The following is a 15,839-nucleotide window of genomic DNA, read 5'->3' as shown; positions in this document are numbered from 1 at the left end:
CTCAGTCGAACAGATTGGCGAGGCGCTGCTTCATCTGGTCGGCGATGTAGAGCGCGAGGGCCTGGATGGTGGACGTCGGGTTCACGCCGCCCGAGGTGACGAAGATGCTGCCGTCGACGATGAAGAGATTTTTCACGTCGTGCGTGCGGCCCCATTCGTTGACGACGGAGCGTTCGGGGTCGGTGCCCATCCGCGCGGTGCCGAGCAGATGCCAGCCGCCCCACGGGATCGGCGAGTTGACGCAGATGTCGGTCGCCCCCGCCATTTCCAGAACCTCGCGGCCGCGCGCGAGCGCATGCTCCATCATCTTCCGGCTGTTCTCGCTGATGGTGTAGTCGATCCTCGGCGCTGGAATGCCGTGGCTGTCCTTCAGGACAGGATCGAGCGTGACGCGATTGTGCTCCTCCGGCAGGTCCTCGCAGATCGCGGAGAATCCCAGCCGATGGCCATTGAGCTTGCGGAAGACGCGGTGATGATCCGCGCCCCACGGCAAAATGCCCCTCTGCTCGCTCACGACGGCCTCGAACACGGGCCCTGCCCCGCGCACGAACTGGACGCCGTAGCCGCGCACGAAGCCGCGCGACAGGTCGGTGTCATACCATTCCTTGCTCCACACAGGTCGGCGGCGCGCGGTTGCTGTCGGTCGGCTCCTTCACATAGCCGTAGATCTGCGCATAGGGATGGAACATCAGGTTCTTGCCGACGAGGCCCGACGAATTGGCAAGACCGTGCGGGAAGCGGTTGGATGCCGAGTTGAGCAGCAGCCGCGGCGTGCCGACGCCGTTGCAGGCGATGATGACGACATGCGCCGGCTGGAACTGCTCGACGCCGTCCTTGTCGTAATAGACCACGCCCGAGGCCATGCCGTTCTCGTCGGTGGTGATCTCGCGCACCCGGCAATGCGTGCGCAGCTCGACGCCGGCGCGGATCGCGTGCGGCCAATAGGTAATGTCGGTCGAGGATTTTGCGCCTTGGGCGCAGGCCGGCGTGCAATGGCCGAGATTGATGCAACGCGCGCGGCCCTCATAGTCCGTGGTCGCGACTGTCGTGTCCGACGGCCACCAGTGCCAGCCGAGCTTGTTCATGGCCTTGCCGATGATGGCGCCGGACAATCCCATCGGCTGCTGCGGCATCGGCGGATGCGTCAGCGGCGACAGCGGATCGCCCGACAAGCCTGACGTACCCATGATGCGGTCGTTCTCTTCGAAGAACGGCGTCAGCGCGTCGTAGTCGATCGGCCAGTCGTCGGCGACGCCGTCGAGCGTCTTCACCTTGAAATCGGAGGGATGCAGCCGCGGCCAGTGCGCGGTGTACATCACCGTCGAGCCGCCGACCGCGTTGTAGTTGACGACCTTGATCGGCGAATTGTCGTCGTTGATCGGATAGTCCTCGGGCCGACCGCGGACATTCGGGCTCGACGACCACTCCCCGTAGAACTTGGCCTCCCAGTCGCGGCCCGTGCTGGGATATTCCGCCGGGTTCATCCAGCCGCCCTGCTCCAGGCAGAGGATGTGCATCTTGGTCTCGGCCAGCGACCACGCGATCGCGGCACCTGAAGCGCCGGCGCCGATGATCAGGACGTCCACGGGGTCTTTCATCGAACTTTCTTCCTCCCGCCCTCGCCGCTTCAAGGGCGATTCGGTCTACGCAGGTTTTTGATCGTGCCGAACGATAGGGGCAGACCGGCCGGTCAGTAAAGGCTGGCGCGCGAATGTCGCACTTCGCAGGGCGCAGACCATTGGTATCGCGACTTCCGGATGCTAGGAACGAGGTGCCAGAGCAATCGATAGCGAGACGTTATGTCCTTAAGGAATTCATTTGCCGCCGCCTGCGCCTTCGCGCTTGTTTCGTGTCTCGCTCTGTCCGGGTTTCTCGCCTCTTCCGGGCCGGCCTCCGCGCTTACGGCGGCCGCGACCGTCCGGGACGCCAATTCGATCCAGCTCGGCGACGTCACCTACCGCCTCGACGGCGTCGACGCACCCGAACTGGACCAGGTCTGCATCGACGATCACGCCGATCCCTGGACCTGCGGCATCGAGGCCCGCGACCAGCTGGCGAAGCTGATCAACAAACGCAGCGTGCGTTGTGACGATGTCGGGCCGGAAAAGAGCTTCGGCAAACGGCACCGGGCGATCTGCACCGCCGAGGGCGACAAGGTCTCGTTGAACGAGCAGCTGGTCAAGCTTGGCTATGCCATCGCCCGCGAGCCGATCAAGGCGAACGTCAAGCCTGCCGCGGCCGATGCCAAAACCGCGTCAGCCGGCATCTGGAAGGGCTGCTTTGTTGCACCGCAAGAATTCCGCATGGGCAAGAAGGACGGCACGCTGCTCGGCGCCGCCTGCCGCGCCGACCGCGACAAGGAAATCCGCGCGGCGCTGTTTCCGGAGGAGCTGACCATGCCGCCGAGTTGCAGCATCAAGGGCAAGCTCGCAGTCCGGGCACGCGTCACCGGCAATATCGGCATCTATCACTTGAGGGGCTGCCCGAGCTATCCCGCGACCACCAAGCCGGACCGCTGGTTCTGCTCGGAGGACGACGCGCAGGCCGCCGGCTTCCGCAAGGCCTACAATTGCCGCCGGCCGAAATGAGGAAGCCCGTCACGAGCATGTGAGCGGTAGCCGGAGACAGTATTGATCCGGAATTGAACTCTCTCGGTGGCTGCTACATCTAATATGTACGCAAGCGCTTTGCGCGAGCGTTCCTTGGCAGCAATCCGGCTTCGGTCCGATTGCTTTGCTCGGGCGTTTCCTCCCTAGACTTGGGCCGCTTGTCACAACAAGCGGCTCTTCTTTTTTCTGCGCCCTATTTCCGCATCGGCATGATCTGGTCCATCGGCGGCATGTTCGCATTCAGATGCCCCATGATCCAGACAGTGCCGCCGACGACCAGGAAGACGACCAGAAGGCCGAAGGCGAGCGCCAGCACGTTGTTGGTATTATCGGGCCCCGTCGTGATGTGCAGGAAGAACACGAGGTGCACGCCCATCTGCGCGATCGCGAGCACGATCAGAGCGACAGGGATGGACGGCTGCCAGACCAGGTCGGTTCCGGCGATGAAGAATGAGGTTGCCGTGAGCACCAGCGCGAGGCCGAGACCAACGACGTAGCCGAGCACCCGCTCGCCGACGCTGTGTTGCTCTTCCTCGCCCGGTGCGAGATCGTGTCCGGTCCGCACATGCGTCTGATCGCTCATACGGCACTCCCAAGCAGGTAGACGACGGAGAAGACCCCGACCCAGACGATGTCGAGCGCATGCCAGAACAGCGCAAAGCACATCATCCGGCGCAGGACGTCGGCGCGAAAGCCCTTTGCAAACACCTGGGCCATCATGGTGAGCAGCCAGAGCACGCCGGCAGAGACGTGCAGGCCGTGACATCCGACCAGCGAGAAGAACGACGTCAGGAACGCGCTGCGCGACGGGCCATAGCCGCGTGCGACGAGATCGGCGAATTCGCGGAACTCGATGGTCAGAAAGATCAGTCCGAGCACGCAGGTCACGGTCATGCCGAGATAGAACCAGAACCGGTTGCGCACGTCGGCGGCAATGCTGGCCATGCCGCAAGTGAAGCTCGACAGCAGCAGGCAGACCGTCTCGATCGCGACATTGCGCTGCTCGAAGATCTCCGAGCCGCTGGGGCCGCCCGCGGTCTGGCCGGACAGCACCGCATAGGCCGCGAAGAAGCAGGAGAACATCACGATATCGGAGAGCAGGAAGACCCAGAAGCCGTAGGCGGTCACGATGCGCTTCGATGCCGGGCCTGGATGCTCGACGACGAGCCCGATGTGGTGGGGGTCGGCATGCGCGCGGCCGGCTGTCGCCGTCATCGACATCAGAGCGCTCCCGCCATGCTGACGAGGCTGCGCCGTTCCTCGAGATTGATGCGGTCGATGCGAGCGACCTCGTCGGCCGGAATGACGTATTCGTCATGGTCGCGCCAGGCGAACACGACGAAGGTCGCGAATGCGCCGATGCCGCCCAAAATCACCATCCACCAGATGTGCCAGATCAGCGCGAAGCCCATGATGGTGGCGAAGAACGCGCAGATGAAGCCGGTCGGTGAATTCCGGGGCATCTCGATGTCGTGATATTCGGGCGCGGCGTGATCGAGCGATTGCTGCTGGGCGGCAGCCTTTATGTCCCAATAGGCATCCTCGCCGCGCACGTCGGGATGGAACGCGAAATTGAACACGGGCGGCGGCGACGAGGTCGCCCATTCCAGCGAGCGGCCGTCCCAGGGATCGCCGGTGCGGTCGCGCAGGGCCTCGCGGTTGCGGATGCTGACCACGAGTTGCACGATCTGGCAGATCACGCCAATCGTCAGCACCGCCATGCCGGCGGCCGCCACGAACATCCATGGCCGCCAGGCCGCGACGTCGTAGTGCTGCATGCGCCGGGTCATGCCGAGCATCCCGGCGATATAGAGCGGAATGAAAGTGACGTAGAAGCCGAGGAACGTGAACCAGAACGCCGCCTTGCCCCAGCGCTCGTCGAGACGAAAGCCGAACGCTTTTGGGAACCAGTACTCGAAGCCGGCGAAGGCGCCGAACAGCACGCCGCCGATGATGACGTTATGGAAGTGCGCCACCAGGAACATGCTGTTGTGGAGCATGAAGTCGGCCGGGGGCACCGCGACCAGCACGCCCGTCAGCCCGCCGATGATGAAGGTGACCATGAACCCGACCGCCCACAGCATCGGCGTCGCAAAACGGATGCGGCCGCCATACATCGTGAACAGCCAGTTGTAGATCTTCACTCCCGTCGGAATCGCGATGATCATGCTGGCGATGCCGAAGATGGCGTTGACGTCGGGGCCGGCGCCCATCGTGAAGAAATGGTGTAGCCAGACCATGAAGGAGATGACGCAGATCGCCATGGTGGCAAGCACCATCGAGCGATAGCCGAACAGCGCCTTGCCCGAGAAGGTCGACACCACCTCGGAGAAGATGCCGAAGGCCGGCAATACGAGGATATAGACCTCCGGGTGGCCCCAGGCCCATATCAGGTTCATGAACATCATGACGTTGCCGCCGGCTTCATTGGTGAAGAAGTGGAAGCCGAGGTAACGGTCGAGCAGCAGCATCGCGAGCGTCGCGGTGAGGATCGGAAAGGCGGCGACGATGAGCAGGTTGGAGGCCAGCGTGGTCCAGCAGAACATCGGCATGCGCAGATAGTTCATGCCCTTGGTGCGCAATTTCAGCACGGTGGTCACCAGGTTGATGCCGGCGACCAGGGTGCCGACGCCGGAGATCTGGAGAGACCAGGCGTAGTAGTCGACGCCGACGCCGGGCGAATAGGACAGCTCCGACAACGGCGGAAAGGCGAGCCAGCCGGTGCGCGCGAACTCGCCGACCACGAGCGAGATATTGACCAGCAGCGCGCCGGTCGCGGTCAGCCAGAAGCCGACCGAATTCAGCGTTGGGAAAGCAACGTCGCGCACGCCGAGTTGAAGCGGCACAATCAGGTTCATCAGCCCGATCACGAACGGCATCGCCGTGAAGAAGATCATGATAGTGCCGTGCGCCGAGAAGATCTGGTTGTAGTGCTCCGGCGGGAGATAGCCCTGCGACTGGTAGGCCACCGCCTGCTGGAGCCGCATCATGATGGCATCGCTGCCGCCGCGCAGCAGCATCACCGAAGCGAGCAGGATGTACATCACGCCGATGCGCTTGTGATCGACGCTGGTGATCCATTCGTGCCAGAGATAGGGCAAATGCCCTTTCACGACGACCCAGATCAGCACGCCGAGGATCGCGACCAGCACCACGGCACCCGCGACGAGGGGTATCGGCTGGTCGAACGGGATCGCCGACCAATCGAGCTTACCGAGCATCGTGACCTCCACTGTGCGGCCTGCCGGCATCGGAGAGCAGCTCCGGGCCGGGCCCTGGCGGAATGTGCTGGGTTGCGATCAGGTCGAACAGACGGGGATCGTCCAGGCGAAAGGTCAGCCTGTTCTTCTCGATGCCCTGCTGCATCAGCTTCGTATAGCTCTCCTCGTTCAGCACGGCATCGGTCTTCGCCGTGGTCGCGACCCAGTCCGGGAAGGCGAGCGGCGAGATCACGTTGACGTCGAACATCATGTCGGGAAAGCCGTCGCCGGAGAAATGCGCCGACAGGCCCTGCAACTTGCCCTCATTGTCGGCGCGCAGGTTCAGCTTCGTCACCATGCCGTTCATGGTGTAGATCATGCTGCCGAGCTGCGGGATGAAGAACACGTTCATCACGCTCGACGACGTCAGCTGGAAATTCAGCTCGGCGCCGGCCGGCACCGTCAGCGTGTTGACGGTGGCGATGCGCTGGTCCGGATAGATGAAGAGCCATTTCCAGTCGAGCGAGACCGCCTGGATGCGGACCGGACTGCCGGTGCCCGGCACGGGTGCTGCGGGATCGAGCTGGTGCGAGCCGATCCAGGCGACGCCGCCGAGCAGGATCACGGTGAGCGCGGGGATCGCCCACACCACCATCTCGACGCGGCCGGAATAGACGAAGTCGGGCTGGTAACGCGCTCTCGGATTGGACGCGCGAAACCAGAACGCAAAGGCCAAAATCGCGAAAATGGTCGGCACCACGATCACGAGCATGATGAAGACGGAATCGACCAAGATGGTGCTGTTGGCGGCAGCCACCGGCCCTTGTGGATCGAGCAGATTCATCGGCAAGCCACTGGCGATTGGGAAACCCCAGGCGAGAGCCTAGCGCGGAAAAGCCCCCGCAACAAACGCAAGCTCGGCAGAACGGTTCCGCGATATGCCCGCTTAATCGCGCGCCGTGCCGCCCGGCGGCATGCAATTCCATGCGATGTCAATGACATCTGCGCGGGACCATCGGCCTTCTCTCCTGTCCGGGCGATTGCTAATCTGCACGAAAATAATTGGGATGAAACGACATGCAGGGCCCCGAGGACGATGCCGGCCTCGCCGGCAAGGTGGCGCTGATCAGCGGCGGTGGCGCCGCTGGCGACGGCATCGGCAACGGCCGCGCTGCAGCAATCCTATTGGCCCGCGCCGGGGCAAAAGTGCTGGTGGCCGATCGCGACCTCAAGCTCGCCGAGCGCACCGTGGAGATGATCACGGCCGAGGGCGGCACGGCAGCGGCCCATGGCGGCGACGTCACCAGCGAAGCCGATTGCAAGACACTGGTCGAGGCCACGCTCGACCGCTGGGGCCGGCGCGATTTCCTCGACAACAATGTCGGCATCGGCAGCCGCGGCAGCGTGGTCGACGAGACACCCGAGCAGTATCGCCGCGTCATGCAGGTCAACGTCGAGACCATGTTCCTGCTCTCCAAGCACGCGATCCCCGCGATGATCAAGACCGCCAAGGGCGGCGCGATCGTCAATATCTCCTCGATCTCGGCGCTCAGGCCGCGTGGGCTCACGACCTATACGACATCGAAGGCCGCCATCATCGGTCTGACGCGCGCCATGGCGGTCGACCACGGTCGCGACAACATTCGCGTCAACTGCATCTGCCCCGGCCCGATGTACACGCCGATGGTCTATGCCCGCGGCATGAGCGAGCAGGCCCGCACCAACCGCGCCAGGGCTTCCCTGCTCAAGACCGAAGGCACCGGCTGGGACGTCGGCCACGCCGTCAAATTCCTGCTCAGCAACTTCGCGCGCTACATCACCGGCCAGGTGCTGGTGGTCGACGGCGGCGTGACGCTGCAAGCGCCGGAACGTGAATCACAGGAACACTGAAAGGAACACGGATGGCCCGCCTACCCTATCTCGAGGCCGACCAGGTCGCGCCCGAATATCGCGACATGCTCAAGCGCAACACCAACCTGCACAAGCTGCTGGTCAACTCGCCGGAGATGGCGCGCGCCTTCAACGGCATCGGCAGCTATATTCGCTTCAAGAGCAAGCTCGACCCGCGGCTGCGGGAGCTCGCGATCCTCCAGGTCGGCTGGATGGAGAAGTCGGAATACGAATTCACCCACCATGTGAAGATCGGCAAGGAGTTCGGCGTCACCGACGAGGACATCGCAGGCCTGATGGCAGAGACCGACGGCAAGCCGTCGAAGCTGGAGCCGCTCGCCAGGGCGATCTTGAAAGGCGCCCGCGAGATGGTGCGCGAGCTCGCGATGTCGGACGCGACCTTCGCCGAGATCAAGAAAGATCTCTCCGACGATCACATGGTCGACCTCGTACTCACCATCGCCTTCTATTGTGGTGTGGTGCGCGTGCTCGCCACCATGAAGATCGACAACGAACCGTATTACAAAGAGGTACTCCAGCAGTACCCGATCCCGGGAGTGAAGTGACATGCGCTTGAAGGACAAGGTCGCGATCGTCGTCGGCGCCGGCCAGAGCCCCGGCGAAGGCATGGGCAATGGTCGCGCCACCGCGCTGACCTTCGCGCGCGAGGGCGCCAAAGTGCTGTGCGTCGACCACCACCTGGAATCGGCGCAGGAAACCGTCGATCTGATCGCAGCGGAGCAAGGCACCGCCGCGGCTTTCAAGGCCGACGTGACCAAATCCGCGGACATCAAGGCGATGGTCGCGGATGCGCTGGCGCGCTGGGGCCGCATCGACGTGCTGCACAACAATGTCGGCGTCAGCCTGTCCGGTGGCGATGCCGAGCTGCTTCAAATCACCGAGGAGGCGTTCGACCGTGTCGTCGCCATCAATCTGAAGAGCTGTATTCTGGCAGCGAAGGAAGTGATCCCGATCATGCGCGCGCAAGGAAGCGGCGCCATCGTCAACATCTCCTCGATGGCCGCGATCACGACCTATCCTTACGTCGCCTACAAGGCGACGAAGTCGGCCATGATCGCCTTCACCGAGCAGCTCGCCTACCAGAACGCCGAATACGGCATCCGTGCCAACGTCATCCTGCCCGGCCTGATGAACACGCCGATGGCCGTCGACACCCGCGCCCGCGAATGGTCCAAGCCCCGCGCTGAAGTCGAAGCCGAGCGCGACAGCAAGGTACCGCTGCGCAAGAAGATGGGCACCGGCTGGGACGTCGCGAATGCCGCGCTGTTCTTGGCGTCGGACGAGGCGAATTTCATCACGGGCGTGACGCTGCCGGTGGACGGTGGCGCGAGTGTGAGACGGGGGTAGGTCGAGCGCGCTGCTTACCCTCCCCTGGAGGGGGAGGGAAACAGCGTCACTGCGGTGCGCGCGTCGCCCGCCAGATGGTGCCATTGCCGTCCTCCGACACCAGCAGCGATCCATCCTTCGCCACGGCGACACCAACCGGCCTTCCCCAGACCTCCGTGTCACTCACGACAAACCCCGTGACGAAATCCTCGTACTCGCCGGTGGGCTTGCCGTCCTTCATCCTGATACGGATCACCTTGTAGCCGGTGCGCTTGGAGCGGTTCCAGGAGCCGTGCTCAGCGGCGAAGGCATCGCCTTGATAGTCGGACGGAAACTGCGTGCCCTGATAGAAAGTCATGCCGAGCGAAGCCGAGTGCGGCTGGATCAGCACGTCGGGCACCGTCACCTTGTCCTTGAGATCCGGCCGCGCGCCGGCATGGCGCGGATCTTCGTTGCCGCCGATATAGAACCACGGCCAGCCGTAGAACGCGCCCTCCTTCACGCTGGTGACGTAGTCGGGCACAAGATCGTCGCCGAGCCCGTCGCGCTCATTGGTCGAGCACCAGGGCAGCCCGGTCTGCGGCTCGATCGCAAGGCCGACGCAGTTGCGGATGCCGGTGGCATAGATCTTCCGGTCCTTGCCGTCAGGCGTGAAGGCTAGCACGGTGGCGCGCTCGAGCTCGCTGGCCCAGGCCGCGCCGAGCGGCTGCGTCTTCGACCAGCCATCCAACCCGCCCGGCGGCGTCCCCATGCCCTCGGCGACGTTGCTGAGCGAGCCGACCGAGACCAGCATGCGCTTGTTGTCGGGCGTGAAGACGATGTCGCGGGTGGAATGGCTGCCGTCCTGCGGCAGGCTTGCCACGATCGTCTCCGCCCTGCCGCGCGCCTTGAGATCGCCGGCCTGATAGGGAAACCGGACGACGCTGTCGGTGTTGGCGATATAGACCCATTGCGGATTGTCGCCGTTCGGAAAGAAGGCGATGCCGAACGGCCGTCTCAATCCGCTGGCAAACACCTCGCTGGTCGCGGCCTTGCCGCCATCCCCGGCGCGCAGCACGCGGATGGCGTCGGCCCGCGTCTCCGCGACGAAGACATCGCCGTTCGGCGCGACCCTCACAATGCGCGGCGCGCGCAAGCCTTCGGCGAACAGCTCGATCTTGAAACCCGCCGGCACACGTGGCGTGGCCTCCGGCGGTCGCGACGCCACACGCGCGGTGCTCGCAACCGACCGTGTAGCGCCGGGTCTGACGAGGTCCTGCGGCCGGATCAACCTGACCGTGCCGGGCTTGTCGGCCTGCCAATCGCCATAGGCGTCCTTGCCTTGCAGAACCGGCTCGGCCTGCGCGCTGGCAGCAACCGCGACCAGCAATCCCGCAGCCGTTGCTGCGGACGAAATCCTGCTTTTCACGTCGTCTTCCTCCCAGCCTGCGCGTCCTGAACGTCGACGCTTATAGGTCCGCAAATGTTCTGCGGCAGTACAAACACCTGCCGAATCCCACGTCAGCTCATGCCCGCACGATGTGCATCAGCCGGAGCCCATCGTACTGGAAAATGCGGCAGATCGGTGCGACACATTGTAAGGGCGCGACCGCCGGTTGCGGTCATCAAAGCTGCGGCATTCAGGTCGCAATTGATGGGGTGATCATGTGGGGATCCATCATATCGGAATGGGCGAGCCTGCTGCTGCGCTGGCTGCACGTGGTCGCGGCGATCGCCTGGATCGGCAGTTCCTTCTACTTCATCGCCCTCGATCTCAGCCTGAAGCCGAAGACTGACCTGCCGGACGGCGTGCAGGGCGAAGCCTGGCAGGTCCATGGCGGCGGCTTCTACCGGATCATGAAATATCTGGTGGCTCCGAGCCAGATGCCGGAGGAGCTGACCTGGTTCAAATGGGAGGCCTACACCACCTGGCTGTCCGGCTTCGCGCTGATGGTGGTGGTGTACTATCTCGATGCCGACCTGTTCCTGGTCGACAAGTCGATTCTCGACCTCTCACCGATCCAGGCCGGGCTGTTCAGCTTCTGCAGCCTGGCGCTGGCATGGCTTCTCTATGAGGCGGCCTGCCGCACCGGGCTTGCGCAGCGCGAGCTGCCCTTTGCCATCGGCGGCTATCTGTTCCTGGTCGCGCTCACTTACGCCTTCACCCACGTCCTGAGCGGTCGCGGCGCCTTCAACCAGATCGGGGCGATCATCGGCACCATCATGGTCGCCAACGTGTTCGCACTGATCATCCCGAACCAGAAGAAGATCGTGGCCAGCCTGATCGCGGGCCAGGCGCCCGATCCGAAGCTCGGCAAGGCCAGCAAGGAGCGCTCGGTTCACAACAACTACCTGACCCTGCCCGTCGTCGTGCTGATGATCAGCAATCACTATCCTCTGCTCTACGCAACGCGCTTCAACTGGATCATCGTCGCGATCATTCTGGCGCTCGGCCCCGTGATCCGCCACTTCTTCAACGAACGGCACGCGGGGCGCAAATCGCCGTGGTGGGTGTGGGGTGTCGCCGCGTTGGGCGTGATCGCGATCCTCCTGCTCTCCGCGGCAGGCCCACGCGAGGTCAAGACGGGCGCGCTGTCGGCACAGCCGACGCGCGCCAATGTCGAGGAGATCGTGATGTCCCGTTGCAGCATGTGCCACGCGGCCGAGCCGGTCTGGGCCGGCATCGTGACCGCGCCCAAAGGCATCTTGCTCGACGCGCCCGAGCACATCCATCGCAACATCCGCCTGATCGGCCGCGTGGCGGCGTGGTCCAATGCGATGCCGCCGGGCAACATCACCGACATGACCAGCGAGGAGCGCGCCATCCTCGCCGCCTATATCGAGCAGGCGCAGTGACGCCATCACGCGTCGATACCGCATTTCGCGAAATGAAATTCCGCATCCGCCCCCGATTTGAAAATGACTTGATCGCCTATCCGGCGTAGACAGGGCCAGCGGCCGCTGGCGCGGTCCAGATCGAAATTTGCATTTGCTGCGGGGAAAGAACAGTGGCCCTCAAGAACATCATCGGTATCGACCACGCCGTGGTCATGGTTCGGGAGCTCGACAAGGCCGCCGAAAACTACAGGCAGCTCGGTTTCACCCTGTCGCCGCGCGGCACCCACAGCGCGCATATGGGCACCGGCAATTACACCATCATGTTCGACCCCGACTACATGGAGCTGCTCGGCGTGCTGGTGGCGACCGAGCACAACGCACCGGCCCGCGCCTTCGTCGACAGGCACGGCGAGGGCATCGAGCGCATCGCCTTCACGGCGATCGACAGCGCGGCCGGCGCCGAGGAGATCCGTGCGCGCGGCCTGACGCCGATCGGCCCGACCGATTTCGAACGGCCGGTGACGCTACCCGATGGCACGATCTCGGCGGCAAAATTCCGCACCTTCATGTGGCCGACCGCGGAGGCGCCCGGCGGCGTGCGCATCTTCGCCTGCCAGCACAAGACCCGCGAGACGGTGTGGATTCCTGAATTGATGAAGCACGCCAATGCGGCGAAGCGGATCAGGCAGACGCTGATCGCAACGCCCGAGCCCGCGCAGGATGCGGCGCATCTCGGCCGCCTGATCGACCGCGAACCGAAGGCGGAAGCCGACGGTGCCGTCGCCGTGCCGTCCGGCGGCGACCGCGCCGACTTCGTCTATCTGACGCTGGAGCAGCTCGGCAAACGCTATCCCGGCGTGCCGCTCACCGGTCTTTCCGCGCGCGGCGGCGCGGCCCTGGTCCTCGTCAGCGGCGATCTCGCAGCCACCGAGAAGGCGCTGGGTCCGGCTGCGTTGCGCAGCGGGGCTGCGATCTGCGTGCCGCCGGCCAAGGCCAACGGCACCCTGCTCGCCTTCGTTGCCGGCTGATTTTAACTAATTCTTTAACGTGCGTTTACCCGGCGGCACTAGGACTTTCGGGCCTTCCACGCCGCCCGAGGCCAAGCGCATGTTCAAAGAGGAATCGCCGATCGCCTGCGACGCGCCGGCCGAACTGAAGAAGTGGCCGTCGCTGAAAGGCGAGAGACAGAAGGACCGGGGTCCGCCCTATCTCGTCTACAACGGCACGCTCGCCGACTGCGTTCGCGTACTCATGGATAAGCCGATCAAGGGCATCTCGCTCTACGACATCATGACGAAGCCGCAAGCAGCGTTCGAGCAGACCGTGCTGTCGCCCGGCGACGCCGCCGAGATCGCGATGCGCAAAGACTTTCCCAAGGACTAGCTCGAAGCCCGCTTCGCGGCCGGTTTTCCCTGCTGCTTTAATGAGGATTCCGTCGGCGCATCGAGGAAGACGACCGGCGCGAAGGCCCGCGCCGTGCGCCTCGCATCGAGCGAGCGCTGATCCGCTACCGCAAGCAGATCCTCTCGCCGTGACGCCCCCTACTCCGCCTTGATGTTCGCGGCCGCGACGACCTCGGCAAGCTCCGTCGTCTCCTTCGCGATCTTCGCGGCATAGTCGGCCGGGCTGAGCACGCTCACGACGCTTTGCGACTCCAGCCGCTCCTGCACCGCCGGATCCCTGGCGGCGGCGACGATCTCACGGTGCAGCGTCTCGCGGATCGGCGCGGGCACGGCCTTCGGCATGAAGAAGCCGACCCAGAACGAGATGTCGAAGCCGGGATAGCCGGCCTCCGCGACGGTCGGCACCTCAGGCAGCGCCGGCAGCCGCTCGGCCGATGACACCGCGAGCGCACGCAGCTTGCCGGCCTTCACCAGCGGCACGGCGGACAAGGGATCGAACACCGCCAAAACCTCCTGCGCGAGGATGCCGACCTCGGATGCCGCGCCACCGCGATAGGGCACGTGGATCAGCTTGATGCCGGCCTTCTGGCTGAGCAGCTCCATGGCGAGATGGGCAAGGTTGCCGTTGCCGCCCGAGCCGTAGGCGAGCGCGCCCGGCGCGGCCTTCGCCGCCGCGACCAGATCGGCGACGGTGTTGATGTTGGCCGTCTTGGGATTCTCGGGATTGACCACGAGAACCAGCGGCGCCGAGATGACGGTGGTGAGCGGCGCAAAGTCCCCTTGCGGATCGTAGCGGGCATCCTTGAACAGCGTCTTGTTGAGCGTGATGGTGGACGAGTTGCAGGCGAGGATGGTGTAGCCGTCCGCGTCCGCGCGCGCCACACCCTCGGCTGCGATCATGCCGTTGGCGCCGGCACGGTTCTCGACCACGAAGGGCTGGCCGAGCTTGTTGCTCAGCCGGTCGCCGATGATGCGCGCGACCACATCGACCGGGCCGCCCGCGCTGAAACCGACCATGATCTTGACCGGACGTGTCGGATATTTTTGCGCGAGAGCCTCGGTCGTCACGCACAATCCGGCGACAATCGCCAGCAGGCGAAGCGTTCGTTGCATTCGTTCTCTCCCCGGACCCGCGCTGCCGCTTTTGCATGGTGCGGCGCCTCTGGAGATCATGATTAGCGGTCGCGCCGGATTTCGCAATCGCGTTTGCACGCCGTCATTCCGTCGCGCGGCACGCGAGAGCCGCATCCAAACAAAAAATGCGAAAACAACCCTATGCACAGTAGCCGGCCCTTGTCAGAACAAGGACTTGCGCAAGACACGCGCCTTCGGATACCACGAAATAAAATTTGACACGTCGGGCAAAACACCGGCATGATGGCATCATCGCAACAATCGCCAGCGTCCAAGCCGCCCGCTCCACGGGCGCCTCGCCGCGATCGCGCGTAAGCCTCTCATCGACATCTCAAAATTCGTAGCCGCGCGCGGCACGCGAGCGCGTCGTTCGCGCACCTGCGCCGGCAAAGGACACGACACATGACGACACCCCCAAATCGCCACACCACGCCGCCGGTCGCGGCAAACGATCGCAGCGGGCTGGCCGAGAGTCCGCGCGTAAAACTCTACAGGCGGCGCATTGCCATCGATCATCCCGACCCGAAAACCGGCGAACGGCTGCTGGCTGACGCGCTCGGTGCCGTCGACCGTGACGCGTTGCACGGCATCTTGAAGCAATTGGTGAAAGCCAGCGTGATTACGCAGAAGCCGGACGAGGCCAATCTCGCCTTCATGATCTCGATGATGAAGAGCATCGCACCGCGGGACTCCATCGAGGCCATGCTGGCGGCACAGATGGTCTCCATTCACGTCCTGGCGATGCGCTGCGCCCATCGCCTCGCCTTCGCCGACGACATCCCGCGGCAGGACAGCGCCTCACGCGCGCTCGCCAAGCTGGCGCGAATCTTTCCGGCCCAGGTCGAGGCGCTCAACCGGTACCGCAACATTGGCGAGCGGGCGATCACGGTGGAGAGTCTGACGGTGCAGGATGGCGCGGGAGCCACCGCGAGCCACGCCGTACAGCACGCGGACATGCTCGTAACGGAGCAAGACACCGGGGACACAGCGATGTTAGCAGGATCGAGCTCGCCTCGCGAAGCCGGCGAAGGCGAACATGAACCGGTCGTTGCCGCACAAGGCGCCACCGCGTGAGCGGCGATCACACCCGCAACACGGCTCCGATGCAGGCGAGTCCGCGCTGCGGCGCCAGGACACGCAGCGGCACCGCCTGCCTCGCGCCGGCGGTGCACGGCAAGACCCGCTGTCGCATGCATGGCAGCGCCGCGAGATCAGGCGCACCGAGGGGAAATCAGAATGCGCGGAAGCATGGGCTATTCACGCAAGACCGGATCGCAGAACGAAGGGCGATACGGGCGCTGCTGGGCGAGACGCGGAAGCTGCTGCAAGAGCTGGGCTAGCACTACTTTGGCAGAATGTGTTTTCGCCGCTGTTTTTCAAGGATTTGCTTTCGGCAATATGGGCACTGCTGGGGCGGCGGCCGAAGGATGAGATCGACG

15 protein-coding genes and 1 pseudogene are annotated in these 15,839 nt (G+C 64.4%); 9 read left to right on the top strand and 7 right to left on the bottom strand.

Features of this window, described 5'->3' with window-relative positions:
* Position 1: 1 nt before the first annotated feature.
* Positions 2-1,598: pseudogene (locus IVB46_RS45130) on the bottom strand (GMC family oxidoreductase).
* Positions 1,599-1,799: 201 nt separating this feature from the next.
* On the opposite strand from IVB46_RS45130, the gene IVB46_RS33620 reads away from it, so the two are divergent.
* Positions 1,800-2,588, top strand: coding sequence for a thermonuclease family protein (locus IVB46_RS33620; RefSeq protein WP_247307607.1), 789 nt, complete (start codon positions 1,800-1,802; stop codon positions 2,586-2,588).
* A gap of 214 nt (positions 2,589-2,802) precedes the next feature.
* On the opposite strand, the gene cyoD is transcribed toward IVB46_RS33620, so the two are convergent.
* Genes cyoD through IVB46_RS33600 form a run of 4 tightly spaced genes read right to left on the bottom strand, consistent with a single transcriptional unit; the run spans position 2,803 to position 6,653 of the window.
* The gene (gene cyoD, locus IVB46_RS33615; protein ID WP_247307604.1) at positions 2,803-3,192 is read right to left on the bottom strand and encodes a cytochrome o ubiquinol oxidase subunit IV; all 390 of its coding nucleotides are present in this window, start codon (positions 3,190-3,192) and stop codon (positions 2,803-2,805) included.
* Positions 3,189-3,830 carry a cytochrome (ubi)quinol oxidase subunit III gene (locus tag IVB46_RS33610; RefSeq protein WP_247307599.1) on the bottom strand — a complete coding sequence of 214 codons (642 nt, stop codon included), beginning with the start codon at positions 3,828-3,830 and terminating at the stop codon, positions 3,189-3,191. Before IVB46_RS33610 ends, cyoD begins: the two co-directional genes overlap by 4 nt.
* Positions 3,830-5,830 (bottom strand): cytochrome o ubiquinol oxidase subunit I, encoded by a 2,001-nt coding sequence (gene cyoB / locus IVB46_RS33605; protein WP_247344480.1) that lies wholly within the window; start codon positions 5,828-5,830, stop codon positions 3,830-3,832. The genes IVB46_RS33610 and cyoB overlap by 1 nt, the downstream gene beginning before the upstream one ends.
* Positions 5,820-6,653 carry a cytochrome ubiquinol oxidase subunit II gene (locus tag IVB46_RS33600; protein ID WP_166088820.1) on the bottom strand — a complete coding sequence of 278 codons (834 nt, stop codon included), beginning with the start codon at positions 6,651-6,653 and terminating at the stop codon, positions 5,820-5,822. Before IVB46_RS33600 ends, cyoB begins: the two co-directional genes overlap by 11 nt.
* Positions 6,654-6,886: 233 nt before the next feature.
* Here IVB46_RS33600 and IVB46_RS33595 point away from each other — a divergent pair, with 233 nt between their 5' ends.
* From IVB46_RS33595 to IVB46_RS33585, 3 genes are read left to right on the top strand one after another with little or no spacing between them, the layout of a single operon-like run.
* Positions 6,887-7,699, top strand: coding sequence for an SDR family oxidoreductase (locus IVB46_RS33595; protein WP_247344476.1), 813 nt, complete (start codon positions 6,887-6,889; stop codon positions 7,697-7,699).
* An 11-nt stretch (positions 7,700-7,710) separates the two neighbouring features.
* Positions 7,711-8,265 carry a carboxymuconolactone decarboxylase family protein gene (locus IVB46_RS33590; protein WP_247307597.1) on the top strand — a complete coding sequence of 185 codons (555 nt, stop codon included), beginning with the start codon at positions 7,711-7,713 and terminating at the stop codon, positions 8,263-8,265.
* 1 nt (position 8,266) lies between these two features.
* Entirely contained in the window at positions 8,267-9,067 is an 801-nt protein-coding gene (locus tag IVB46_RS33585) for an SDR family NAD(P)-dependent oxidoreductase (protein WP_247307587.1), read from the top strand.
* Positions 9,068-9,113: 46 nt separating this feature from the next.
* On the opposite strand, the gene IVB46_RS33580 is transcribed toward IVB46_RS33585, so the two are convergent.
* Positions 9,114-10,454 (bottom strand): sorbosone dehydrogenase family protein, encoded by a 1,341-nt coding sequence (locus IVB46_RS33580; protein ID WP_247307584.1) that lies wholly within the window; start codon positions 10,452-10,454, stop codon positions 9,114-9,116.
* A gap of 236 nt (positions 10,455-10,690) precedes the next feature.
* Between IVB46_RS33580 and IVB46_RS33575 the strand changes: the two genes are divergently transcribed.
* From IVB46_RS33575 to IVB46_RS33565, 3 genes are all read left to right on the top strand, one after another.
* Complete coding sequence (locus tag IVB46_RS33575; RefSeq protein WP_247307582.1) at positions 10,691-11,881, top strand: urate hydroxylase PuuD; 1,191 nt, start codon at positions 10,691-10,693, stop codon at positions 11,879-11,881.
* Positions 11,882-12,033: 152 nt separating this feature from the next.
* Positions 12,034-12,891 (top strand): VOC family protein, encoded by an 858-nt coding sequence (locus IVB46_RS33570; protein ID WP_247344472.1) that lies wholly within the window; start codon positions 12,034-12,036, stop codon positions 12,889-12,891.
* 79 nt (positions 12,892-12,970) lie between these two features.
* Complete coding sequence (locus IVB46_RS33565) at positions 12,971-13,246, top strand: hypothetical protein (RefSeq protein ID WP_247307579.1); 276 nt, start codon at positions 12,971-12,973, stop codon at positions 13,244-13,246.
* Positions 13,247-13,404: 158 nt separating this feature from the next.
* Here IVB46_RS33565 and IVB46_RS33560 read toward each other — a convergent pair whose 3' ends face one another.
* Positions 13,405-14,379, bottom strand: a complete 975-nt coding sequence (locus IVB46_RS33560; RefSeq protein ID WP_247344468.1) for a tripartite tricarboxylate transporter substrate binding protein — start codon at positions 14,377-14,379, stop codon at positions 13,405-13,407.
* A gap of 423 nt (positions 14,380-14,802) precedes the next feature.
* On the opposite strand from IVB46_RS33560, the gene IVB46_RS33555 reads away from it, so the two are divergent.
* Together IVB46_RS33555 and IVB46_RS45020 are read left to right on the top strand one after the other, a co-directional pair.
* Positions 14,803-15,474: a hypothetical protein gene (locus tag IVB46_RS33555; RefSeq protein ID WP_247344465.1), complete on the top strand. Its 672-nt coding sequence runs from the start codon at positions 14,803-14,805 to the stop codon at positions 15,472-15,474.
* A gap of 29 nt (positions 15,475-15,503) precedes the next feature.
* Positions 15,504-15,740: an HGGxSTG domain-containing protein gene (locus IVB46_RS45020; RefSeq protein WP_071917640.1), complete on the top strand. Its 237-nt coding sequence runs from the start codon at positions 15,504-15,506 to the stop codon at positions 15,738-15,740.
* Positions 15,741-15,839 lie beyond the last annotated feature (99 nt).

The sequence above is a fragment of the Bradyrhizobium sp. 61 genome (assembly GCF_023073075.1).
GTDB classification, from domain to species: Bacteria; Pseudomonadota; Alphaproteobacteria; order Rhizobiales; family Xanthobacteraceae; genus Bradyrhizobium; species Bradyrhizobium barranii.
Note: the sequence above shows the minus strand (reverse complement) of the source record. Positions and strands in the feature narration are given on the sequence as shown.

Coding starts and splice junctions, on each gene's coding strand:
- IVB46_RS33620 (WP_247307607.1), top strand. CDS start 1,800: ATGTCCTTAAGGAATTCATTTGCCGCCGCCTGCGCCTTCGCGCTTGTT.
- cyoD (WP_247307604.1), bottom strand. CDS start 3,192: ATGAGCGATCAGACGCATGTGCGGACCGGACACGATCTCGCACCGGGC.
- IVB46_RS33610 (WP_247307599.1), bottom strand. CDS start 3,830: ATGTCGATGACGGCGACAGCCGGCCGCGCGCATGCCGACCCCCACCAC.
- cyoB (WP_247344480.1), bottom strand. CDS start 5,830: ATGCTCGGTAAGCTCGATTGGTCGGCGATCCCGTTCGACCAGCCGATA.
- IVB46_RS33600 (WP_166088820.1), bottom strand. CDS start 6,653: ATGAATCTGCTCGATCCACAAGGGCCGGTGGCTGCCGCCAACAGCACC.
- IVB46_RS33595 (WP_247344476.1), top strand. CDS start 6,887: ATGCAGGGCCCCGAGGACGATGCCGGCCTCGCCGGCAAGGTGGCGCTG.
- IVB46_RS33590 (WP_247307597.1), top strand. CDS start 7,711: ATGGCCCGCCTACCCTATCTCGAGGCCGACCAGGTCGCGCCCGAATAT.
- IVB46_RS33585 (WP_247307587.1), top strand. CDS start 8,267: ATGCGCTTGAAGGACAAGGTCGCGATCGTCGTCGGCGCCGGCCAGAGC.
- IVB46_RS33575 (WP_247307582.1), top strand. CDS start 10,691: ATGTGGGGATCCATCATATCGGAATGGGCGAGCCTGCTGCTGCGCTGG.
- IVB46_RS33565 (WP_247307579.1), top strand. CDS start 12,971: ATGTTCAAAGAGGAATCGCCGATCGCCTGCGACGCGCCGGCCGAACTG.
- IVB46_RS33560 (WP_247344468.1), bottom strand. CDS start 14,379: ATGCAACGAACGCTTCGCCTGCTGGCGATTGTCGCCGGATTGTGCGTG.
- IVB46_RS33555 (WP_247344465.1), top strand. CDS start 14,803: ATGACGACACCCCCAAATCGCCACACCACGCCGCCGGTCGCGGCAAAC.
- IVB46_RS45020 (WP_071917640.1), top strand. CDS start 15,504: ATGCAGGCGAGTCCGCGCTGCGGCGCCAGGACACGCAGCGGCACCGCC.